Consider the following 22,100-nt stretch of genomic DNA (forward strand, 5'->3'; position numbering starts at 1 on the left):
TTAACAGGATCGCTGCTTTTTATTATTAATCATTATACTCTCAGTACTAGTCAATCGACACCACGCATAAATTTGTGTATTTTTTTCGAAAATGCCCATAATACAATTCCAATAATTACTGAAAGGGTACCAATAATCATAAAGTAGGTAACCTGTGTATCAATGCTGTAATACTTAACCAATTGCGCATTTATTGCTTGAGCGGAGGCATTGGACAAATACCAAACACTCATTGTTTGTGATGCAAACGCCGCTGGTGCAAGCTTAGTTGTTGCTGAAGCCCCTACTGGAGATAAGAACAATTCACCTAATGTAACAATTAAAAAGCTCAATACTAGCCACATTGGGTTAATTTGGTGTCCGCCTCCGAGTACAAATGGAATTACCATTAAAAGGAACGATAGTCCGGCTAGAATAACACCAATAGCAAATTTAACTGGGGTTGTTGGCTGTCTCTTCCCTAATTTCGTCCATGCTACTGCAAACAATGGTGCCAAAAATACGATATAAAATGGATTAATGGATTGGAACCAGCTTGATTGAATATGCAACCAGCCAAAATCCAATTTCGTCTGTGAATCCGCAATTTGCGCAAATATAGTCGATCCTTGTTCCTGAATCGCCCAGAACATCATCGCTGTAATGAATAGCGGAATATAAGCTAGTAAGCGCGACTTCTCATCCGCTGTTGTTTTCTTACTATTATACATAACCAAAAAGTAGCTAACAGGAATGATGATACCAAGAATACTGATTATTCCAGTAAAGACGTTAATTGTCATTACGCCTGTTGGTATTGTAATTCCTAAAATAAGTAAAATAGCAATACCTGCCAACGAAAACCAACGTATCAATTTACCCTTTTCAGCAGGGCTGATTGGATTTGGTACATAACGTCCCGCCTCACCCAACGTTTTACGTGACGTTATAATATACCAGATCAAACCAATTACCATACCAACTGCTGCAATTGCAAAACCAAGGTGGAAATTGTATGTCTGGCCAATTGTACCAACAATTAACGGCGCTAATAAAGCCCCTGCATTCGCCCCTGTATAAAAGATACTAAAACCAGCATCACGGCGATAATCTTTCTTAGAATACAAATCCCCAACAATGCTAGACAGATTCGGTTTTAAAATACCTGATCCTAATATAATCAATGCCATTGAAACAAACAGCGCAGTAACGCTTCCTGGTATCGATAATGCCAAGTGACCGAGCGCAATTAAGACCCCGCCATATATAATAGTTGATCTGCTTCCCAATATACGGTCAGCAAGCCAGCCGCCAAGAATGGTCGACATATAAACCATTGCTCCATAAATGGACATAATGGACGCTGCTGTCGTTTTATCAAGCCCTAAACCGCCTTTGGTTGTTTCATAATAAATGTAAAATAAGAGTACAGCACGCATACCATAATAGGAGAAACGTTCCCAGAATTCTATGGAGAACAAAGTAAGTAGGCCTGGAGGATGGCCAAAAAAACCTTTCTGTGGTATGGTTTCCAAAATCTCTTCTTTCCTGCTCTTCATCTGTTTTAACCTCTCTTCTATCTCTCTTGTTGCCTAAATAATTTGATAATTCTATTATTTTTAGGTAAATGGTTTAATAAGAATAGTACTAGAATACCCCTCTCTTTTTTCAATTTCAATGCATTAAGAAAAAATTCTTTTATGGCGAAAATAGTGAAAAAAGTGACGATAATAGCTTAAACTCTTAAAATTGACAGCAGTTATTGTTTACAGAGAAGGGGAAGTTATTCACTAGCAAAGATTTAACAGTGTTTGAATAGATTCCATTTACTGCTAATATGCGTTATATTTAGAGTCGAACTCAATGTAAAATGAGGAAGTTTTTACATACAAACAGTTGAGAGGCGATCACATGAATAAATGGTTTTACCTTAATCTTTTATTGTTCATTGCTGCAATTTGGCAAGTTATTCGAATCAATCCATTGCCAGGTATGCAATTACATATTTTTCTTGGCCTGCTAGGTCTCTTATTTTTCTTATTCAATTGGACACGACATGCGGTCTTTTCCACCATTCGCAACACACCAAAACGTGAAACCAAAATTAAACTTGCTAATTTATCCAAAAGAATCGTGCCTTATCATCGTTGGACTGGTACGGCTGCACTCATCATCATTATTATCCACGCTATACTTGTTATTCATCGCTATGGCTTACAACTTGGCTGGTCTAAAATGGCAGTCGGATCTGTAGCTGGGATTCTTTTAATCGGTATGGTAACGACCGGATGGCTGCGTTTATTCCGACCCTCAATACGAAAGCGGAAGTTACATTTGTATTTGGGCATGTCTCTGTTCTTATTAATTTTTGTCCATTTATTGCTATAAAAACATTGATAACCAAGATAATATGCCAACGGGACTAATCTTCCCCGTTTTAGTGTTTGACCTTAAAAAGCGCGAAGAACCTAGAAGGCTCCCCGCGCTATTTAAACGCTATTTCTTTTTCCATACCGTTAAATACTTCTTCTTGTACTTGTACTTGTTATCTTCTTCTGTTTCAATCAAGTCTAGTGCGGTTCGTTTTATTTCTTCATCTTTTACTTCATCATACAAATTTTTTAAGTCTTGGATAATATCAAATCGGATCAGCGTATAATTCTTTTCATCTTTACACTGGTGAAAACGATCAACCAAATGATGGATCACCATCTGTTTTTGCTCTGGTCCTGCTAGTCCTATTTTCCAAATAGATTGTAAGCTATGTCTGGCGGTGACAAACTTCTTATCCTTCGTTACCTCCCAAATTTGCGGAAAATCGGTTAGTATTCGCTTCTACGGATCACTAATTGCCAAACTGGAAAGAAATTGTGCAGCTCTTGATCTAGTATGGTTATCTGGATCGGTCAAGCCTTCCTTTAATTGAAGATCTTCAAAATACGATTGTGTTATATTGTCCATTTTGCATGACCTCCTCAATAACCGCCATACCTTATATTCATTAAAAATTTTTCCACACTAAATGAATTCATGAAGCAATTCTTCTACCATTAATTGCGATTTTAATCCTTCTAACCCGTCAACAGCAGGCTGTATATCATTTTGAACACAGTGAATAAAGTGCCTAATCGCACCTTCAAATCCTCGTAGCTTTAAGATGGTTTCCCATGAAGATGGTGTTTTCATCGTCATTGTATCATTTTGTTCCACTTCCATCGTATGCATGTTTTTAACCCGATAAATGGTGCCGTCCGCAAAGAGTTCCAATTGTTCTAAATTACTACCTGTATTCCGGTGCATTGCTGTGCTAAAAGATCGTTTATGTGAGGATTCATATGTATGTTGTGCATAGATGAGCTGGTTTTCATTGTTGACTCGTATATTCTTATACATAGCTTGCACGTTTCCGCCCGCCAGCCAACGAACCGTGTCAACCAAGTGAATGTAATCATCTAACATCGTATAGCTAGCTGAATTGCCACCGATTCCGTTCACTCTATGCTTTTCAAATCGAGCCCAAGCTAGATCATTAACGCTTTCCTTTGCTTCTACATACATTGGAGCAAAACGGCGATTAAAACCTACCATCAGCTTTCTTCCATGCCTTTTACTTAAATTCACCAATTTTTCAGCCTCTGAAACGGTTGCTGCTAAAGGTTTATCAACATAAACATCTATTCCATTGGTTAAAAGCTCTGACACAACTTCGAAATGGGAAACTGTCGAACTATGTACAAAAACCGCATCACAATGTTGCGTTAATGCTGACAAGCTGGCAAAATACTGAATACGGTATTGCTTACAAATATGTTTCCTTTTCTCGGTGCTTGGTGAAAATGCACCAGAAAATGTCCAATCAGTTTCTTTAGTAAGGACAGGTAAATACGCTTTCTGGGCTATCCCCCCCAAACCTACCATCCCAATTCGTAGCTTTCTCATGTTAAATCAATCCCCCTTCAGAAAATAGATTCAAAGAGTCTCTGAACTTTTTCATTAGTATACACTGCACTATTTTCCTTTACAAATATTCGCTTTTTCCATTACCCCATCCTCCATTATAAGGTTGTAATTGACGAGATAACGATTAATTATGTTTATCCTGTGTCGTCACATTTCCAAAACTTTGACACGCGAATCTAATTAAGGTATATTATCAATAGACGAACAATTTAATTAAACATAACTTTAATATTCGTGTTTAGGAGTGTAAATCATGGAAAATGTATTTGATTACGAAGATATACAGCTGATTCCAGCAAAATGTGTGATAAATAGCCGATCAGAATGCGATACTACCGTAACATTTGGTGGCCATACATTTAAGCTGCCTGTGGTACCGGCAAATATGCAAACGATTGTCGATGAAAAGATAGCGCTTTACTTAGCAGAAAATGATTATTTTTATGTTATGCACCGCTTTGAACCCGAAACAAGATTTGCTTTTGTTAAAGATATGCAAGCACGTGGGTTATTCGCATCAATAAGTGTTGGGGTGAAAACGGAAGAGTATCAATTCATCCAACAATTAGCTAATGAACAGCTCACACCAGAATTTATTACGATTGACATCGCCCATGGTCATTCCAATGCGGTGATAAACATGATCCAGCATATAAAAAAACACCTGCCTAATAGCTTTGTCATTGCCGGAAATGTCGGCACACCAGAAGCAGTTAGGGAGCTAGAGCATGCTGGTGCAGACGCGACAAAAGTAGGTATTGGACCTGGAAAAGTATGTATCACAAAGGTTAAAACTGGATTTGGGACTGGTGGCTGGCAATTAGCTGCCCTAAAATGGTGTGCCAAAGCCGCAAGCAAGCCGATCATTGCGGACGGTGGTATTCGTACACATGGTGATATCGCGAAATCCATTCGTTTTGGTGCCTCAATGGTCATGATTGGTTCCTTATTTGCCGGTCATGAAGAATCTCCAGGAGAAACCGTTGAAAAAGATGGAAAGCTTTATAAAGAATACTTTGGTTCGGCCTCGGAATTTCAAAAAGGCGAAAAGAAAAATGTAGAGGGAAAGAAAATGATGGTCGATTATAAAGGTCCATTACAAGACACATTGAATGAAATGGAGCAAGATCTACAATCCTCAATTTCTTATGCGGGCGGAAACAAACTGGAAGCAATCCGTACAGTCGATTATGTTGTAGTGAAGAATTCAATTTTTAATGGGGATAAGGTGTATTAATTAATACGAAACTAACACATTTCCAATAGATTCATACATTTTTTGTTTGCAAACTAATTTTTCGTGTTATAATAAACATAGAAACATAAATTAGTCATAAAATAATAAAGACCGAAGATACGGTAATATCTTCGGTCAGCAATGAATCGCTTCCCCTTTAAGAGGGTCAGCGCAAGTAAGGAATAGACCTCACCCCACTGATAATCTAAGGGAGGTCTATTTTTTATGGTCTATGATCATCACAACAAGCGTTGCAAAAGCGATCATGACAACCAACGTCTCAAAAACAGACAGAGGCAACACCTCCTTCCGTTATAGCATATCGTAAGACACCTACAACCGACTGAAGTGCGCCGATCTCCCATGAGAAAAACGACTATTGCATGTATTCATTATACCATTGTCATTACTATTTCCAAAGTTTTAAAGAGTGATTTTCTTGTAACTTGTCAGAAAAATATTCGACCATTGAAAAATCGTACAGGTCTTTTCCTCATGTTTGGAAGTATTTCATCTGTTTCCGACAGCATTTCACCCATTTTGGACAGTAAACCGATCAAGTTTACCAGTGAGCAAGCCCCAAGCTAATTATTTCTGTCAAACATCATTCAAGTCACCCATGCTCAGCATCCGCTTCTCCACATCTTCTTTCCCTGGCATCCCGGACTGGGCGCCTTGTTTTTCAACGGAAAGTGAAGCTGCAGCATTTGCAAATAACACTGCTTCGTTCAGATCGTACTGATTAACCAATGCATAGGCAAGTGCCCCGTTAAATGTATCACCCGCCCCAGTTGTGTCGAGGGCCTTTATTGGAAAACCAGGGACTTTCACATGGGCTTTACCGTCATAATATTGGGCGCCATCTTTCCCTAACGTAACAATTAACTGATTTGGGTACATTTCCAAGGCATCCTCCATATCCATACCAAAGATTTGCCTGCATTCACTTTCGTTAGGTGTAAGGTAGTTGATTTGGGAAATAAACTGCTTATCAAAGTGTTCAGCTGGTGCGGGATTCAATATAATAGGTACATTTTTTTCGTTACATAGTTCAACAACTGTACGGACAGTTTCAGGCAATATTTCCAACTGCAAAACAACCATTTTACTATGACTAATGGTATCCTTCAGTCCGACAATCGTATCCTTTTTTAATTCATAGTTTGCACCAGGGATAACAATAATTCGATTATCATTATTAGTTAAAATAACGTTCGCTACACCAGTTGATGTACTTGGGAGGCTCCTAACATTAGCGACATTTATGTTTTCATTATGTAAATGCGTCTTTAGTTCACGCCCAAATACATCATCCCCGACACATGCTACCATTTGTACATCTGCCCCAAGTCGTGCTGCTGCTACTGCTTGATTCGCACCTTTTCCACCTGGCGAAGTAGCAAATTCTTGACCTAAGATTGTTTCGCCAAGCGCAGGGACATCCTTAACTTTTATGATTAAATCCATGTTAATGCTTCCGACAACTGTTATCACTTTACTCACTTCTTTCATTTTTAGCTGGTTTTTAAGTAATTTATTATTAGCCATATTTAAAATCTGTTTAGCCACTTTATTTCATTATCTGTTAAGACTTTGAGTAAAATTGTATCATATTTTGCAATCAAAAACCCCCTTAGCACACCATACTAAAGAGGTCATAACCTGCAATTAAATAAAATTTTACCTGTCCCCACTCATGATCAAAATTCCTAAATCCTGTCATGAAACAGTATCACGCTTGAACTTCCTTCGTTTCTTTTGCCTCAAATCCCATTTTATGAATTCGATTGATGATGTCGGAAATGGCTACAAGATTTCGGTCGTATGTCACACACCCTTTTTCACTTCCCCAGTTCACATCTATTTCGATTACTCCCTCCATTTTTGAAATAGCTTTTTCAACTTTAATTGGGCAATTCACACAATGCATTCCTTTAATATCAAGGTATGCTGTTTCATTCATGACGCACTCACCACCTTATAACGAATAATAATACATTTTATGTTAGCCTTATGGTCCTTAGAACAAATGAACCTCTATAATAAAAAATTGCGATTCAGCTTTACCTGTTATGTTTACGAACAAGATGAAGGGAAAGCTTAATACCCGTTTTGTGCATCCCCAACATAAAGACACCAGCTAACATTTGGTCATATTTCGTGTTGAATGGCGGAGGGAGTAAACTAAAAGAAGATGTTGTTTGATAAGGGATACAAAGGTGCGCTGTACGTTGTGTGAGAAATGGGTTATCCATCCCATTGACCAATGCATTTACAATGAATAGCAAACAGGCCGGCATGATGAAAAGGCTACTCTTGAATGCATAACGTTTTAACTGCTCCTTGTGCAATCGGCGGCTGGAATCTGGTGACGTAATTGGTGTCCACATATGAAAAGCGAGTAAAAACAACAGGAAAAGGTATATATACTGGATGAAGGCAAATTGGGATAGCATATTCAGCATAACGGGTACATGATACAGAAAGAATAGGACGGCAAATGCGACTAAAGCAGCCTTAGGTGGCGGGAATAATTTTAGGATACCTTTTATCGCGGGAAGTTTACGGATTGCCTTGAATATTGATTCAGGAATCCCTAGCATAAAAATTGGTGGAACAATAAAATATAGCACACTCATTTGTATCATGTGCAAACTGAATGAAAGAGGACTGATAGCTGAGAACGGACTACCGATCGCCATGTAAAATAAGGATAGAGAGAGTAAAAACAAGATTGGCTGTTTCGAATATGCTTTTATTGCAGTATGACGGTGCAGCCAATACCCATATAAAAATGCCACACCTATTAGAAACAGCAAAAGTGGAACATTCCAAGCTGATCCATATAAAAACAAAACCTCAAAGACCATTTCATCCTCCTTTACGTACTGATTTGCTACATATTTATATTTATGAATGAATGTACTTTATATGTTGAGTTTTTTATTTTTAATCAATTTCAGCTCTTGACTTCATCTAACTTGGCAATTTTTTGTAAGTTTTCTTCATTCGCAATAACCGTTGTCCCCCTAGCAAACAACTTTATCATTGCAACGCCCATATCGAATGCTCCGTCCTAGCAGCTGAAAGAATCAAACCACTCCCCAAATCCGCTTCACACCGACGAGCCTTTTACCATCAAACGATAACCTATAAATGTCCGGCATTCCAAGACCTTTCCAGAAATCAAAGCCATATTTGTTATCAAAATAATTGATTATTAATACCATTAGATTACCATGTGTTCCGATAACGATATTTTCCCCTACACGTTGATCTAATATTTTGATCGCTGCCTGTACACCTCTATTTTGAGCAACCCTGTTGGATTCTCCACCCTTCCAATAATAATCAAAATCCTCCCAAACCCTCGTGATTGCAGCCATAAAGTCCACAACCGGTTTTTCGGATAACATTCTCTCTCTAAAGTTATTTTCTATCTTTATCTCTTTGCCGATGTATTTGGCAATCCCTTCAACGGTCTGGATCGCACGCTTATACGGACTTGAATAGACATTATCAACTTTCTCGGCTTTGAGTAATTTCGTAACTGTCAGTGCATCCGCAAAACCGCGATCTGATAACGGCCTTCCTAGTTCATCAGGTGTATATGTGGAATGCGCATGTCTAACCAAGTACAAATTGGTAGTCAAATCGAACACCTACCTTATTATAATATTGAATTGCACTACTACTAGGTGAATTCTAAAGTTCCGATAAAGCACTCTTGAATTTACCGATCGTATTCGCTCTCGAAACTTGAATATGGGGATCCGCTTCACAATTATCGCACATCATTTCATTCTATTATTAATACTTTGTTGGAGAAAGATCATCTCATCAGCAAGTTTTTGAATACGCTCAGAAACACTACGATCGATGATGTCATCACTTTCTATATCAAAGGAATCATTTTGGATAAAGACGTTTCCTGTTGGTATCAACCCTTTAAGATAAGAAAGTATAGGTTTTAGTTGATACTCCGTTACAAGAAAATGTTTGTCCGACCATCCTGTTGAAACAATACCTGTTACTTTATATTTAAAAGCATTTTCGGGAAAATGATCCAATAGATTTTTCAATACACCTGAAATAGAGGCTTGATAAATTGGTGTGCCAAATATCAAAAAGTCTGCTGACAAAATCTTATCAACAACATTCCACGTATCATCATTATATAATGCGATGGGGGCTCCAGTCGCAAACTCCACCTCATAATCTTTTAAATCAATTAATTCTATCTCTATGGATGGGTCAGTAAATTTGGCAGCTGCTAGCACATCGTAAACAGCTTGAGACGTCTTATTTCCAGCCAAAGTTCCTGATATTCCAACAAGTTTCAACCTAACTCCCTCTCTTCTTATTCAAATAGATTTACGCTCACGTCTTAATACTAAAAGTTCTTTTCATATGACCTCTGTATCAATGAAAAAATCGCACTTTACTTCATCATAACCTTCCACAACACTTTTTATATTTTTTGCCGCTGCCACACGGACAGGGGTCGTTTCTGCCTACCTTAACACGTTTCTTGCTGGTAAAATTATTTGTTGGTAAGGATTGCAATGATTCTTGTCCACGCAACTCTGTTGACATGTAGCCTTTTAGGAACCATTCCCTCGTGTTGTTCATCAAATTAACGAGTTGATCCATTACAGCCTGAACTGCTTCCATACTATCAAATTCGAGTCTAGCACTTAAAAAATGTAAAATATCGTTTGGTCCATCCCCGATTCGTGTTGCATATACACATTCTTCTACAAGCTCATCCGCCTCTTGCCTATCTAGATCGTAGTTTTTCCTAAGGAAGCCCACGAATTGAGTATAGATCTTGTTACGATCGACAAAATCAGGCTCCCCAGCTTCTAGAAGTTGTTCTTTCGTAAATGGATAGAAAGACAGATTATCTCTCTTCTGATGCTCTTGTCTCACTCTATTCGAATCAAACACCCTGAAATTTGAGTAACCATTCTCATCGATAGTGATTTCCTCATTGTATGAATTGGCATTATGAATCACAGATATGTATTCAATAAGATCTAGCGTTTCATGTGTGTATTCCGCAAGCATTTTTTCCAATTGTGATAAATTTAGTGTTCCATAATAATACAAAAGTCCACGTGTGAGCTTGATCCATTCAGTATTTTTTCTCACTATCGATTTAACTTTAGAACTGGATTCAAGGAAAAATAATGGTTCTATTAGTTCCTCTGGTATTGCTAGGATCTCTTTTCCTTTAAAAGATCCAGTATAGATGACACCACTCTCACGAAAATATTCAAGTTGATCTAATTCTAATTTTGGTGCGGCCATGTAACCGCCATTGCGGGCAATTTTCCCTATTATATTGAATCGTTCTATATCCAATTCCAAGCAAATATCCTCGAGTAATTCGGGAATTTTTTCTTGTAAGGATGCGATTAGTTCTGTTTTCCTTAAGGTACTAGCATTTTTTATCCCTAAACGCTTTCGGATGCTATCTAATTCATATTTCGTATATCTGCTCAAGCCTTTATGGAGTGTAAAAGGAACGTCAATTTCACTCCAAAACTTTTCACGCACTTTTTTCTCCATTTTCACTCTATCTTCTTTTAGTTCTGCCAAGGCATCTATTAGGGTTTCCTCTAAGTCGTTATTTACATTGTTACTCACGTCGTTCACCTCCACTACATTCTACAATACCACACATCATCTAACGTTAATTATATCAAAATCTCATTGATAACTGTGCTGTTTTTTCCTTTTATTCGTTTAATATTGACAGAATACAGCTGCACCTATATAGTAGAAGTGTAGATAGTCTCATATAATTTGATTCCGTAGCTCAGCAGGGAGAGCGCCACCTTGACAGGGTGGAGGTCGTTGGTTCGAGCCCAATCGGAATCACTAGATAACAAAAGCCTGTACCCTTGAATATCAAGGCGTACAGGCTTTTGTTTTGACTGTAACAGATGCTTTACATCAAAAATATTTCGAGGCCAATATTTTGGCTGTACGTGTAGCAAGCGCTTGCGTTGTTATGGTTGGATTAGGCCCTCCAAGGGAATTATAATCGGCACTATTATCAGCAATATAGAGTCGTTCTACCTGATAAGCTTCACATGATGTGTCAACGACAAACCCCATCCGCATCGAGCTTTGTAGGTGAATGAAGTAATTCGGCGGAAGATCGGTTCGGTGGACTTTTTTCGCACCTGCATGTCGTAAAATACTTGTGGCGATTTTTGCTAATTGTTCTCTTCTTTTTTTCGATTTTTCACTTGGTGTATAATGTACGAACGGTACCGCTCCATGTTCATCTTTAATATGGGGATCCAGCTCAACTCTGTTATGATACTGCACTTCGTCATCTGTAATAATGGAAAGTGTGAGCGATCTTCTGTAGCCTTTCATAGCTTCTTCAAGCTCAGAACCGACAAGTCTTCCCCGCCCGTCCCACATATCTGAATCAGATGGATGAAGACTATTATAGCCGGATTGACTAAACCCAAATAGAGGTTGAGCTGTTAGTCCTGGACTTTCCCCGATAATTTCAATCATACCGAGACCAGGATAGTCAAGTCGTGCTCCGGAAGTATGGCCAATGAATGGATTAACGGATGGACTGCCCACAATATCCATCAATGTTTGCTCTTCAAATGTTCCTGTAACCATATCCATATAATGATTTGTCAAACCACGACCTACCCAAGGGTTATAAGGCAAATCAGAGTTCAACCAAAGTCGTGGTGTTTCTATACAACCAGCCGCCATCACAACTACTTTTGCACCTAACTCTTTGATTTCACCTGTCCACGTATCCCGTATTTGGACCCCTACTGCACATTGGTTTCCATTGGGATTCATCTCTGTTAATACCTTCATTACAAATGTATTCGGCCTAAATGTCACATTCCCTGTCTTCATGGCCAGTGGGACATAACTGACTGCCGTTGTACGTTTAGCCATTTTTTCGTATGTTGGGCCATAAGGACATCCCTGACCACAATGACCGCTTAACGTACAACCCTCCATATGGCTTAATTCTTCTAAAGAGTAGTTAGGATCCATTAAATGTTCATTTGGGGGTAAGATTGCATTCGGTTGCGGACGGTAGCCAATACTTGTTACATCTAATGTTTGATTAACGGAAAAGCCGGCTTTTTCTGAGCCATAATAGAAAAGCGCCTCTTTCGTTGTCGTTGGTGCAAATTCAACTGGTAATGTGGCTTCTACCTTTTCATAATAGGGAACGAGCTCATTGTAATGAATAGGCCACTCAGCGATTGCTTCAGGAAATGCGCGTGGAGAGTTTGCATAGTAATGAAGCGTAGACCCGCCAATCCCGGCACTTTGCCATAATATCGCCGGATCAGGAATATTTCTGTACCAAGGGGTGCGTCTACGATCTGCTGGACCCCAGCGGAATTTACCAGTAACGAAATCATTCATATCATTTTCAAGTCTTGTCAACTGACTCCGGTAAAGTGAACCATCCAAATACCTTGGGTCGGAACTTTCCTTCGTATCTCCACGGTTCTCATTAGGTTCTGGCCACTTTTTATTTCCATACCAGGGGCCTGCTTCAAGTACTAGCACATTGACTCCTAACTCCCCAAGTTCTTTCGCAACAACAGGTCCGCCACCACCTGCTCCAATAACAATTACATCAGAATCTGTTTTCATTCGCCACCCTCATTTCTCTTTTATAAAGTGCCATAGTTGGTATAAAATGCGACGTAACTTTAGGTTGCAGTTTATATCAACTGTGACTAATAGCAACAACGTTTTTGATGGGACGAGTGAGCGCAGTCCCAATCCTTAGGTAAACATCCTTAATAAAAAGCCACGGAAGTCACGATAACCCAAAGATACACCAGGGTAACCAATTTGTTGCCAACTCAAAGGGAAAAATTCTAGTCGGCGATTGCTTGGGGGATATAACCGTGTAGAGCCATAAGCCGGCCACTCTGAATAGTAGCCAAACAATGATAAACGATTTAATGCATCTGTCACATATTTGACCATTCCAGCATTATTTTGAAAAGGAGATGGTAATAAGTAAAGGTCGATATCAAGTTCTTCTAGGGTAGATAACGTAAGAATTCGATCTTTTCGGGAAAGATAAGAAAACATCCCACCTCCAGGAAAGAAACATTGTGGAAAGGCCTGTTTCTGATGGCGATTTACAAGCTGTGTTGCTGCAACGTCTAACATTTGAGCCGTGGGATAAGCAAGAGGGATAACAGTATGATACAACTGCTGCTGAATCGAAATGTAATGATTTAAACCATAGATGACATAATTATGTACCCCCATGTCTTGTTCAATAAAAGGGGGCTCATGTTGATTTGCTGGAGGCAGTAAAGCATCCGTAAGGGCCCGGAAGCTTGCCTGCACATATTCTTGAGGTTGGATATAAACACTGATGACGTTTCACCTCTTTCTAATTTGACAGTCTACCAGTGCGTGTTGAAAATGAGGAAAAAAGGGATCAGAAGTTTGAAATCCGACGTACAATTTTACCGAACCTTTTGAACATCTTCTACACTACTGTATTTTACAGTTCCATTTTTTATGCCCAGATACTGCCTATTTCTTTGAAGATACGTTTTTAAAAGATGATGAAACTAACCTTCTTCTTAATTTTAACTAAACATTCTTAAAACCAGTATTTTGACAAATTACACCACCCTTCTCAAAAATGCGATTACACTATATAATAGATTTAACGGAAAGGAGGAAACGAAAATGGATGAATACGGATTTAAGGAAATTTTAAATGCGTTTAAGCTTCATTCCGAGCATATTGATAAGAAAATGGATACATTGAAAGCTGATTTAACAAGTCAGATAAATGGCTTGGAGACCCGGATGGATGGCTTAGAGACCCGTATGGACGGCTTAGAGACCCGTATGGACGAAGGATTTAAACGTGTTGATAAAAAATTAGATAACCTTAATAAAAAATCTAATGGCATAAGGGTCGAACTAACCGAAACACAGGAAACAGTTGACTATTTATCAAGTAAAAACGCACAACATGAAAAGAAACTTCGAAACACCTGCAGACAACATGCATAGAGAAATAACCTCATATGTAAATTATCCCAATAAGTTATACCTCCACCTTCCTCTTCTATTTGGAAAATAAAAAGGTAGGCGGAGGCTTTTATTTGTCTACTGATGAAAATTCTACTACTCTATTTATCAATTTTCCTCTAAGCAAAGTTAAACTATTGCCAGGTTTTCTCCTTGATTTGTTCTAGACTTAACAGCTGCACAAGATCGTAACTTCTACCACTTCTGTACATCCCCGCAATTTCCACCGTCACAGAAACAATTTTTGGATAATTCCTTAAATATCAGTATAATAGATCATATCATCCTTAATCACAACACGGAGGTCCACATGCGAACTATCTTCTCATTCTTAAAATCTTACAAACTCACAATCATTGTCGCATACAGTTTAACCATGATTGAACTGGCAACCGAATTGCTTCTCCCCTTTTTCTTAGGGAAAATGATCAACCAAGGGGTAGTAAATAAGGATATCGATTCTATCATTATCTGGGGCAGTATCATGATTGGTCTCGCATTTACAGCATTTCTAGCAGGGATTATAAATTCCTTTTACGCTTCTCACACTAGCTTGAGTGTTTCTTATGACATGCGCGAGAAGCTTTTCCAGAAAGTCCAATCTTTCTCATTTGCCAACCTGAATCAATATCCAACGTCATCACTTGTGACCCGTTTCACCAATGACGTTCGTCAACTCCAGAACACTATTTTTATGGGATTAAGGATTATGACAAAAGCACCACTCATTGTGCTTGGAGGTGTCGTCATGGCATTTGTGGTGAATGCCCGGCTTGCAGTCATCTTTCTTATTACGGTGCCGCTTCTGATCGCTTTTCTGTTTTGGGTGTTAAAGAAAGCAAGTTCCATGTTTAATAATGTGCAAAAACGTGTGGACCGTGTTAATCAAGTGATGCAGGAAAATTTATCGGGCATGCGTTTGATTAAGGCATTTCTCCGTCGTGACCATGAAGAAAATCGGTTTACGAAAGCAAATCAAGACCTAGCCATTCAAAATCGGAAAACATTTCGCTTTGTGGAGTCTTCCATGCCAGTTCTGCTTTTTATCATGAATTTGAGTTTGATTTTTATTTTATGGTTTGGTAACAAGCAGGTTCTTACTGGTGAGACATCAGTCGGAGATATCGTAGCGATTGTCAATTATGCATTAAGGGTGGCCATGTCCATTTCTATGTTTACGTTTATTACGATGGCTTTTTCCCGAGCCAAAGCCTCCGCCGAACGGATTGACAATGTTCTAAAAGTAAACGTTGATTTAGTCGATGATCAAGGTGTGAATCAAGGAGCAAGTATTATCACTGGAAAAATCACATACAACAACGTTTCTTTCGCCTATCCGAACGCAAATGAAACAATCCTCCGTGATCTTTCGTTTGTCATAAATCCTAGAGAAAAATTGGCAATTATCGGTGCAACCGGATCAGGTAAAACATCCCTATTGCAACTTATCCCGCGTCTATATGATGTAAATGAAGGAGAAATTTTGCTTGATGACCAAACAATTACGTCGTATACAACGGAGAACTTACGCCGGGGAATTGGTTATGTTCCACAAAATCCATTGCTTTTTAGTGGAACAATTTTTGATAATATTGCTTGGGGAAAAGAAAATGCAACACCACAAGAAGTAGAACAAGCAGCCAAAGATGCACAAATCCATGAAACAATTATGGGACTCCCACATCAATATAAGACCAAAATTGGCCAGAATGGTGTTAATCTATCTGGTGGTCAAAAGCAACGAATTTCGATTGCCAGGGCACTTATTCGCCGCCCAAAGATTTTAATGCTGGATGACAGTACAAGTGCACTTGATTTAGCTACCGAGTCACAGTTGTTGGAGGCAATTGAGCATTATGATTGCACAACGTTAATCATCACACAAAAAATTACAACTGCAATTCGTGCAGATCGTATTCTATTAATGAATGATGGTGAACGCCTCGCCCTTGGGACACACCACGAACTAATGCAAGTGTCAAGCTTGTATCGTAACATTGTTGAATCACAGTTTGGAAAGGAGTATCCACATGCAACTTAAACAAATGAAAGAACCTTTCCAACACGAAAAAATCCATTTCCAACCGCTTACTGACGGGAAGAAGTCGAATAAAGCTCGGAATACTACAGCAACTGTTAAACGAATCTGGTCCTACTTGGCTCGTGAAAAAGTCAAACTTGCACTTGTTATTCTGATGGTTATAGCAAGTTCTGGATTAAGCCTGCTCGGACCATACATGATTGGGATGGCGGTTGACGATTATATTGTTACAAAGGAAAGTGCCGGACTTGGCATCTTGTTACTTTGGTTAATTATCATTTATCTGGTTCATTCGCTGTCGATTTTTTTACAAAATTATTGGATGGTTGGGATTGCGCAGAATACGGTTTATGCACTACGGGATGATTTGTTTCGCCAATTCCATCGTCTGCCAATTTCTTATTTTGACAAACGACAACACGGCGAATTAATGAGTAGAATCACGAATGATATCGACACGATAAATAACACACTCAATCAGTCGGTCATTCAAATTTTTACCAGTATCTTGACTCTAGTGGGAACTGTGGTTGTTATGCTTATATTAAGCCCATTATTGACGATTGTTACGATGACGATCATTCCCATCATGTTTGTCGGCATGCGCTGGATAACGAAACGAACTGGACCATTGTACAAACGACAGCAACACGATTTAGGTGAACTGAATGGTTATGTAGAAGAGATCGTTTCCGGGCAGCATATTGTAAAAACGTTTTCCCAGGAAAAACGAGTGATTCAAGAATTTGCTAGGAAAAACAGGGTACTAAAGCTTTCTGGCTTTTGGGCGCAGACGATTTCCGGTTTTATCCCTAAAGTGATGAACATGCTTAATTTCTTAAGCTTTGGGTTAATCGCTTTAGTTGGTGGGTTGCTCGCCGTTCACCAGGTAATTACCGTTGGCGTGATCGTGATTTTTACCGAGTATGCCCGGCAATTCACCCGTCCATTAAATGAACTATCCAATCAGTTTAATGTTTTATTATCCGCGGTTGCTGGTGCAGAACGTGTGTTTAACGTTATCGACGAAGAACAGGAAGAAAATGACGAAAATGATGCACAGCGGCTTGCGCGGACAAACGGGCATGTTGTTTTCCAAAATGTGTCATTCGCCTATGAGGATACGCACATTCTAAAGCAGATTAGTTTCGAGGCAAATCCCGGGGAAACGATTGCCTTCGTTGGCCATACAGGTGCGGGAAAAACAACGATTATTAACCTGATCTCCCGTTTCTACAACTATGATCAGGGCAAAATCACGCTTGATGGTATCGATTTGAAGAACATTAAACGTTCAAGTCTTCGGTCACATATGGCATTTGTTTTACAAGATTCTTTTCTATTTCAAGGAACCATTCGGGAAAATATCCGCTATGGCCAGTTGGCAGCAACAGATGCCGCCGTCGTAACTGCTGCTAAAAATGCCAATGCACATGCCTTCATCAGTCGTCTCCCAAATGGTTATGACACAGTGCTTGATCAGAACGGTACAGGGATTAGTCAAGGGCAGAAGCAACTACTCACGATTGCCCGAGCTATCTTAGCTGAACCGGAAATTCTGATATTGGATGAAGCAACAAGCAACATTGACACGGTTACGGAGCTGACCATTCAAGATGCACTGCAACGATTAATGGCAGGGCGGACAAGTTTTGTTATTGCTCACCGGTTAAATACAATTCAGGAAGCAGACAGAATTATTATGTTAAAGGATGGTTGCATTTTAGAACAAGGGTCACATGAGGAACTTATTGCACAGCATGGCAACTATTATCAGCTTTTTAAAGGACAATTAAAAGATTAAGGTGTGCATTAGAATATTAAATAAAATAATGATAAACTTGTTTTGGGATAATAAAATTCGGGAATGTACTATAGAATTGAGGTGGCTTACATGGCAAGAAAAGGAACAATGATCGAGCGTTCAATCAAAAGTAAGTACTTAGAGGAAGAAATGATGTTAAAAATTTACCAACCCGAAGCATTTTCCGACTTGTATAAGTACCATATTTGTATCATGCAGGATGGAAATGATTACTATCAACTTGGTCGGGTTGCTACATTAAGTGACAGACTCCATGCAAGTCAGGAGATAACGAATACGATTTTTGTCGGTATTCATTATCAAGACAAATTTGATCGACGCGAAAAATATCACCCAAGTGGTAAACAACAAAAAGCATATATCAAATTTTTGGTTCATGAAGTCGCTCCCTTTTTAGACGACTTACTTCCTACATATCATATGGGACAATCACGCACATTAATGGGGGATTCCCTTGCTGGAACACTTGCATTAATGACTGCACTTCAATATCCGAATACATTCAGCAATGTGATTATGCAATCACCATATGTCGATGAAACGGTGATGAGTGCTGTCAAAAATGCCAAACAAATGGATTCCATGGATATTTACCATACAATTGGTGTAGAAGAAACAGAAGTAGATACGACAGATGGTTCCAAACAAGACTTTCTTACACCAAATCGAGAATTAAACAAACTCTTAACCGAAAAAGGAACGAGTTATATTTATCATGAACTCGACGGGCCCCACACTTGGAAACCATGGCAAAAGGATCTTAAACGCGCCCTTATAACAATGTTTGATGAGTAAAAGTATAAAATTTCTAAAAAGATTCTTTCAATTTCAGAACTTTTTTTGTTATAATAGAAGGTAAATCACATTATAGGGTAAATGTATCATCGTAATAATGGACAAAATATGAAGAGGAGGTTTTACGATGAAATACGGTATTATTATTTTTCCATCTAAGCCTATCCAAGACGAAGTAAACTCATATAGAAAACGGTATGATCCGCATTATGCGCTTGTTCCCCCACATCTTACATTGAAGGAAGCATTTGAAGCGGATGATGATGAACTTGAGACATTAATTACTGAGCTTAAGCATATCGCTAACCAAACAAAACCATTCACTATTAATATCAATAAAGTAAGCACGTTTGCACCGGTGACCAATACAATTTATCTAAAAGTCGAACCAATCCAGGAATTAATCGATTTACATGAAAAAATGCAAAGCGGTAAATTCCCTAAAAACGATGCATACAATTTTGTTCCGCATATTACAGTTGCACAAAAGCTCAAAGACGATGAATATTCTGATGTGTTCGGTAGCATGAAAATGAAAGAGTTCAAAATTGAAGATACAGTTGATCGTTTTCAATTGTTATATCAATTGGACAATGGTTCTTGGACCGTTTACGAATCATTCGTGTTCGGAAAGGAATACGTGTGAATATTACGCTAGTTAAGTCAGAACAAGAAAAACAACAAGCGTTTGAGGTGCGTACTACCGTCTTTGTCAAAGAGCAAAATGTACCGCCCGAAGAAGAACTTGATCAATACGATGAAGAAGCGATCCATTTTATCTGCTACCAAGACGGTGAGCCAATTGCTGCGAGCCGCTTACGCTTTGTAGATAAATATGGAAAATTAGAACGCATTTGCGTGCTAAAAGAACAACGCGGCAAATCGTACGGTGCCCAACTAATGCAAGCAATGGAAGCCGAGATTGTAAAAAATGGTTACCAACAAGCAAAGCTAAATGCTCAAACACATGCAGAGAATTTTTATAAACGGTTAGGGTATGAAACCGTGTCAGGAGAATTTCTTGATGCCGGTATCCCACACGTAACAATGATTAAACAATTATCTTAAGCAACAGTTCGCCTTTTTTGGCGGACTGTTTTTTGGTTTGTTGGGGGTTTTTGCTCTTGGGACGATGTTTTTGCTTTCGGGCCGATGTTTCTCCTCTCGCGCCGATGTTTCTGCTCTCCCGCCGATATTTCTCCTCTCCCGCCGATGTTTCTCCTCTCGCGCCGATGTTTCTCCTCTCGGGACGATGTTTCTGCTCTCGCGCCGATGTTCCCACTTTCCCATCAATAAACCCCAACACGCATATTCTACTTCCTTCCGGTTATGCTAAAGCATGTATGATTAAAGGGGATGAGTATGATGGATAGCTTAATGCCGATGTTATGGGAAACACTTTTCGGTTTTTTTGCTTTGTTCGTTTTGACAAAAGTTCTCGGAAAAACACAAATTTCACAATTAACGGCATTTGATTTTGTAGCGGCCCTCGTTTTAGGGGAACTTGTTGGGAATGCATTATTTGATCCAAAGGCAGGAATTAAGGATATCGCTTTTGTTGTAGTGTTATGGGGTGTATTGTTATACCTTACTGAATTGGTGACACAAAAATTCAAGCGTACACGGGGGTTATTGGAAGGTAATCCAGCAATTGTTATTCACAAAGGAAATTTAATCAAAGAGGTCATGAAAAAAAATAAACTTGATATTAACCAACTTCAACACTTACTACGATCGAAAAATGCCTTTTCCGTTCAGGAAGTAGAATACGCAATCCTGGAATCAGATGGTAGCCTGTCTGTTTTAAAAAAACCGGAACATCAATCTCCTACCAAAAAGGATTTGAATGTAGCACCGGGTAATGCTTTTCTTGCTGTAACCTTAATTAACGATGGTGAGATTTTATGGGATAATCTTCATGAAGCAAATCTCAGTGAGGAATGGCTACATACAGAATTAAGCAGACAAAATTACCAATCCGTTAAAGATATTTTTTATGCCGAGTATATTCCAGACAAAAAACTATTCATTCTCCCATTCGTGGAGCGAAAGCAAGAACAAAATGATTAATTTAACTTTATGGCAAACCGATCAAAGCCGTACCATGTTATCTGGTACGGCTTTGATCATAACTTTCTTATATGCTTTTACTAAAATTACGCCCTTTTCCGGTTATATCAGCATATACTTTTTCTGTTCCATAGCGAAAGGGTCGTTTAACAGGATCATCAGATGTGGTATTTGCGTGTGGTTGATGTGTGTATTTTTGTGGGATATCTTGATGTTGGGAATCTAAAATAACTTTGAATGGACTTTCAATATAGAATGGATCTTGTTTATTCTTCATGAGGCGCTGTTTATAATCCATATATTGGTATTGTGTAATTGGCAAAACATAGCCCATATGACATCCTCCCAATCATTTTTTATACATATACGTTGAGTCAAACTAAATTATGTCCTTCCTTTACCTATTTATACCCTTTTCCCAAAAAATTAATCTAAAAATTTCAATTATCCTTCCATTTTCTTCTCCAATTCCTTAATTAACTTCTCCAGATGGGTAATACCTTGCAAAAAGTCCTCATTCCATTTGGTCATGTCCTGCTCAATTCGTTCCATTTTTTTCTCGGGATATTGAAACCATTTTTCATTCTTTTCTAAATGCTTTTCGATATCCCGCAAATGTTTTAACCATGGTATATGGGGTTTTTGGTTCATAAAACTTGCCGCCTTTCATGAAAAATAAAAGACAGCTAAGCAAGCTGCCTTTATTGAAAACCATTTATATCCAGGAAAACGGCGGTCTCCGGTTGTCTCCACTTTCATCATCGTCCTTGTCATAATGATCATCACGATCGCTTGTGGATTCTACAACTTCTTCTTGTTCTTCCACTTGTCGTCCTGGTCCAAAAAATGGATCATAACGGCGATGGTGACGAGGTTCAACATAGACGTTATCCGCTTTAATAACTAAATCCTTTACATGAATAACCTTTTTCTTGTCTGACATTACGTTATCACTCCTTATATTTCTAGGTAGAAATTTGGTCGTTATTAGTCTATGTAGACACTTCCCCATATGTATGGACATCTGCCCTTTTTTAATCAAATCTTACTCTTCTTTACCTGTCAGGTTGAATGCCCACACCAACTTGGGGAACTGACATATTCTATTAGGG

At 38.7% G+C, this 22,100-nt stretch carries 23 protein-coding genes, 1 tRNA gene and 1 pseudogene; 10 read left to right on the forward strand and 15 right to left on the reverse strand.

Going from position 1 to position 22,100, the window contains the following annotated elements:
* Positions 1 to 50: 50 nt before the first annotated feature.
* Positions 51 to 1,538 (reverse strand): peptide MFS transporter, encoded by a 1,488-nt coding sequence (locus tag ACW2QC_RS15780; protein WP_457544904.1) that lies wholly within the window; start codon positions 1,536 to 1,538, stop codon positions 51 to 53.
* Between the two features lie 352 nt (positions 1,539 to 1,890).
* On the opposite strand from ACW2QC_RS15780, the gene ACW2QC_RS15785 reads away from it, so the two are divergent.
* Complete coding sequence (locus ACW2QC_RS15785) at positions 1,891 to 2,367, forward strand: DUF6529 family protein (protein WP_457544905.1); 477 nt, start codon at positions 1,891 to 1,893, stop codon at positions 2,365 to 2,367.
* Between the two features lie 108 nt (positions 2,368 to 2,475).
* On the opposite strand, the pseudogene ACW2QC_RS15790 reads toward ACW2QC_RS15785, so the two are convergent.
* A pseudogene (locus ACW2QC_RS15790) lies at positions 2,476 to 2,940 on the reverse strand (hypothetical protein).
* A 57-nt stretch (positions 2,941 to 2,997) separates the two neighbouring features.
* Positions 2,998 to 3,918, reverse strand: a complete 921-nt coding sequence (locus ACW2QC_RS15795) for a Gfo/Idh/MocA family protein (protein WP_457544906.1) — start codon at positions 3,916 to 3,918, stop codon at positions 2,998 to 3,000.
* Positions 3,919 to 4,192: 274 nt separating this feature from the next.
* Here ACW2QC_RS15795 and guaC point away from each other — a divergent pair, with 274 nt between their 5' ends.
* Positions 4,193 to 5,176 carry a GMP reductase gene (gene guaC / locus ACW2QC_RS15800; RefSeq protein ID WP_457544907.1) on the forward strand — a complete coding sequence of 328 codons (984 nt, stop codon included), beginning with the start codon at positions 4,193 to 4,195 and terminating at the stop codon, positions 5,174 to 5,176.
* Between the two features lie 597 nt (positions 5,177 to 5,773).
* On the opposite strand, the gene rbsK is transcribed toward guaC, so the two are convergent.
* The 6 genes from rbsK to ACW2QC_RS15830 all read right to left on the reverse strand — a co-directional run bounded on the left by rbsK (position 5,774) and on the right by ACW2QC_RS15830 (position 10,828).
* Positions 5,774 to 6,745 carry a ribokinase gene (gene rbsK / locus ACW2QC_RS15805; protein WP_457544908.1) on the reverse strand — a complete coding sequence of 324 codons (972 nt, stop codon included), beginning with the start codon at positions 6,743 to 6,745 and terminating at the stop codon, positions 5,774 to 5,776.
* Positions 6,746 to 6,908: 163 nt separating this feature from the next.
* Entirely contained in the window at positions 6,909 to 7,139 is a 231-nt protein-coding gene (locus ACW2QC_RS15810; RefSeq protein ID WP_457544909.1) for a cation transporter, read from the reverse strand.
* Between the two features lie 100 nt (positions 7,140 to 7,239).
* Positions 7,240 to 8,046 carry a cytochrome c oxidase assembly protein gene (locus ACW2QC_RS15815; RefSeq protein ID WP_457544910.1) on the reverse strand — a complete coding sequence of 269 codons (807 nt, stop codon included), beginning with the start codon at positions 8,044 to 8,046 and terminating at the stop codon, positions 7,240 to 7,242.
* A gap of 222 nt (positions 8,047 to 8,268) precedes the next feature.
* Entirely contained in the window at positions 8,269 to 8,829 is a 561-nt protein-coding gene (locus tag ACW2QC_RS15820) for a histidine phosphatase family protein (RefSeq protein ID WP_457544911.1), read from the reverse strand.
* Positions 8,830 to 8,970: 141 nt separating this feature from the next.
* Positions 8,971 to 9,519 carry an NADPH-dependent FMN reductase gene (locus ACW2QC_RS15825; protein ID WP_457544912.1) on the reverse strand — a complete coding sequence of 183 codons (549 nt, stop codon included), beginning with the start codon at positions 9,517 to 9,519 and terminating at the stop codon, positions 8,971 to 8,973.
* A 106-nt stretch (positions 9,520 to 9,625) separates the two neighbouring features.
* Positions 9,626 to 10,828, reverse strand: coding sequence for an SEC-C metal-binding domain-containing protein (locus tag ACW2QC_RS15830; protein ID WP_457544913.1), 1,203 nt, complete (start codon positions 10,826 to 10,828; stop codon positions 9,626 to 9,628).
* Between the two features lie 161 nt (positions 10,829 to 10,989).
* Here ACW2QC_RS15830 and ACW2QC_RS15835 point away from each other — a divergent pair.
* Positions 10,990 to 11,062: transfer RNA gene (locus tag ACW2QC_RS15835), tRNA-Val, on the forward strand.
* 75 nt (positions 11,063 to 11,137) lie between these two features.
* Here the strand turns inward: ACW2QC_RS15835 and ACW2QC_RS15840 are convergent.
* Positions 11,138 to 12,841, reverse strand: coding sequence for a GMC family oxidoreductase N-terminal domain-containing protein (locus ACW2QC_RS15840; RefSeq protein WP_457544914.1), 1,704 nt, complete (start codon positions 12,839 to 12,841; stop codon positions 11,138 to 11,140).
* 135 nt (positions 12,842 to 12,976) lie between these two features.
* On the reverse strand, positions 12,977 to 13,555 hold the full coding sequence (locus tag ACW2QC_RS15845; RefSeq protein ID WP_457544915.1) for a hypothetical protein: 579 nt from the start codon (positions 13,553 to 13,555) through the stop codon (positions 12,977 to 12,979).
* 351 nt (positions 13,556 to 13,906) lie between these two features.
* Between ACW2QC_RS15845 and ACW2QC_RS15850 the strand changes: the two genes are divergently transcribed.
* From ACW2QC_RS15850 to ACW2QC_RS15875, 6 genes are all read left to right on the forward strand, one after another.
* A complete protein-coding gene (locus ACW2QC_RS15850; RefSeq protein WP_457544916.1) occupies positions 13,907 to 14,239 on the forward strand; it encodes a hypothetical protein in 333 nt (110 codons plus the stop codon).
* A 328-nt stretch (positions 14,240 to 14,567) separates the two neighbouring features.
* Complete coding sequence (locus tag ACW2QC_RS15855) at positions 14,568 to 16,298, forward strand: ABC transporter ATP-binding protein (protein WP_457544917.1); 1,731 nt, start codon at positions 14,568 to 14,570, stop codon at positions 16,296 to 16,298.
* Positions 16,288 to 18,102: an ABC transporter ATP-binding protein gene (locus ACW2QC_RS15860; RefSeq protein ID WP_457544918.1), complete on the forward strand. Its 1,815-nt coding sequence runs from the start codon at positions 16,288 to 16,290 to the stop codon at positions 18,100 to 18,102. Before ACW2QC_RS15855 ends, ACW2QC_RS15860 begins: the two co-directional genes overlap by 11 nt.
* A 90-nt stretch (positions 18,103 to 18,192) precedes the next feature.
* Positions 18,193 to 18,918 (forward strand): alpha/beta hydrolase, encoded by a 726-nt coding sequence (locus ACW2QC_RS15865; protein ID WP_457544919.1) that lies wholly within the window; start codon positions 18,193 to 18,195, stop codon positions 18,916 to 18,918.
* A gap of 127 nt (positions 18,919 to 19,045) precedes the next feature.
* Positions 19,046 to 19,564 carry a YjcG family protein gene (locus tag ACW2QC_RS15870; RefSeq protein WP_457544920.1) on the forward strand — a complete coding sequence of 173 codons (519 nt, stop codon included), beginning with the start codon at positions 19,046 to 19,048 and terminating at the stop codon, positions 19,562 to 19,564.
* Positions 19,561 to 19,986, forward strand: a complete 426-nt coding sequence (locus ACW2QC_RS15875; protein WP_457544921.1) for a GNAT family N-acetyltransferase — start codon at positions 19,561 to 19,563, stop codon at positions 19,984 to 19,986. The genes ACW2QC_RS15870 and ACW2QC_RS15875 overlap by 4 nt, the downstream gene beginning before the upstream one ends.
* Here ACW2QC_RS15875 and ACW2QC_RS15880 read toward each other — a convergent pair.
* Positions 19,978 to 20,208, reverse strand: coding sequence for a hypothetical protein (locus tag ACW2QC_RS15880; RefSeq protein WP_457544922.1), 231 nt, complete (start codon positions 20,206 to 20,208; stop codon positions 19,978 to 19,980). The genes ACW2QC_RS15875 and ACW2QC_RS15880 overlap by 9 nt on opposite strands.
* Positions 20,209 to 20,283: 75 nt before the next feature.
* Here ACW2QC_RS15880 and ACW2QC_RS15885 point away from each other — a divergent pair, with 75 nt between their 5' ends.
* Positions 20,284 to 20,988: a DUF421 domain-containing protein gene (locus tag ACW2QC_RS15885; protein ID WP_457544947.1), complete on the forward strand. Its 705-nt coding sequence runs from the start codon at positions 20,284 to 20,286 to the stop codon at positions 20,986 to 20,988.
* A gap of 67 nt (positions 20,989 to 21,055) precedes the next feature.
* Here the strand turns inward: ACW2QC_RS15885 and ACW2QC_RS15890 are convergent, their stop codons facing one another.
* The 3 genes from ACW2QC_RS15890 to ACW2QC_RS15900 all read right to left on the reverse strand — a co-directional run bounded on the left by ACW2QC_RS15890 (position 21,056) and on the right by ACW2QC_RS15900 (position 21,931).
* Positions 21,056 to 21,322 carry a hypothetical protein gene (locus tag ACW2QC_RS15890; protein WP_457544923.1) on the reverse strand — a complete coding sequence of 89 codons (267 nt, stop codon included), beginning with the start codon at positions 21,320 to 21,322 and terminating at the stop codon, positions 21,056 to 21,058.
* A 110-nt stretch (positions 21,323 to 21,432) separates the two neighbouring features.
* Complete coding sequence (locus tag ACW2QC_RS15895; protein WP_457544924.1) at positions 21,433 to 21,639, reverse strand: hypothetical protein; 207 nt, start codon at positions 21,637 to 21,639, stop codon at positions 21,433 to 21,435.
* Between the two features lie 64 nt (positions 21,640 to 21,703).
* The gene (locus ACW2QC_RS15900) at positions 21,704 to 21,931 is read right to left on the reverse strand and encodes a hypothetical protein (protein WP_457544925.1); all 228 of its coding nucleotides are present in this window, start codon (positions 21,929 to 21,931) and stop codon (positions 21,704 to 21,706) included.
* Positions 21,932 to 22,100: the final 169 nt, after the last annotated feature.

The sequence above is a fragment of the Virgibacillus sp. FSP13 genome (genome assembly GCF_054048505.1).

Coding starts and splice junctions, on each gene's coding strand:
- ACW2QC_RS15780 (WP_457544904.1), bottom strand. CDS start 1,538: ATGAAGAGCAGGAAAGAAGAGATTTTGGAAACCATACCACAGAAAGGT.
- ACW2QC_RS15785 (WP_457544905.1), top strand. CDS start 1,891: ATGAATAAATGGTTTTACCTTAATCTTTTATTGTTCATTGCTGCAATT.
- ACW2QC_RS15795 (WP_457544906.1), bottom strand. CDS start 3,918: ATGAGAAAGCTACGAATTGGGATGGTAGGTTTGGGGGGGATAGCCCAG.
- guaC (WP_457544907.1), top strand. CDS start 4,193: ATGGAAAATGTATTTGATTACGAAGATATACAGCTGATTCCAGCAAAA.
- ACW2QC_RS15810 (WP_457544909.1), bottom strand. CDS start 7,139: ATGAATGAAACAGCATACCTTGATATTAAAGGAATGCATTGTGTGAAT.
- ACW2QC_RS15815 (WP_457544910.1), bottom strand. CDS start 8,046: ATGGTCTTTGAGGTTTTGTTTTTATATGGATCAGCTTGGAATGTTCCA.
- ACW2QC_RS15840 (WP_457544914.1), bottom strand. CDS start 12,841: ATGAAAACAGATTCTGATGTAATTGTTATTGGAGCAGGTGGTGGCGGA.
- ACW2QC_RS15850 (WP_457544916.1), top strand. CDS start 13,907: ATGGATGAATACGGATTTAAGGAAATTTTAAATGCGTTTAAGCTTCAT.
- ACW2QC_RS15855 (WP_457544917.1), top strand. CDS start 14,568: ATGCGAACTATCTTCTCATTCTTAAAATCTTACAAACTCACAATCATT.
- ACW2QC_RS15860 (WP_457544918.1), top strand. CDS start 16,288: ATGCAACTTAAACAAATGAAAGAACCTTTCCAACACGAAAAAATCCAT.
- ACW2QC_RS15865 (WP_457544919.1), top strand. CDS start 18,193: ATGGCAAGAAAAGGAACAATGATCGAGCGTTCAATCAAAAGTAAGTAC.
- ACW2QC_RS15870 (WP_457544920.1), top strand. CDS start 19,046: ATGAAATACGGTATTATTATTTTTCCATCTAAGCCTATCCAAGACGAA.
- ACW2QC_RS15880 (WP_457544922.1), bottom strand. CDS start 20,208: ATGGGAAAGTGGGAACATCGGCGCGAGAGCAGAAACATCGTCCCGAGA.
- ACW2QC_RS15885 (WP_457544947.1), top strand. CDS start 20,284: ATGGATAGCTTAATGCCGATGTTATGGGAAACACTTTTCGGTTTTTTT.
- ACW2QC_RS15890 (WP_457544923.1), bottom strand. CDS start 21,322: ATGGGCTATGTTTTGCCAATTACACAATACCAATATATGGATTATAAA.
- ACW2QC_RS15895 (WP_457544924.1), bottom strand. CDS start 21,639: ATGAACCAAAAACCCCATATACCATGGTTAAAACATTTGCGGGATATC.
- ACW2QC_RS15900 (WP_457544925.1), bottom strand. CDS start 21,931: ATGTCAGACAAGAAAAAGGTTATTCATGTAAAGGATTTAGTTATTAAA.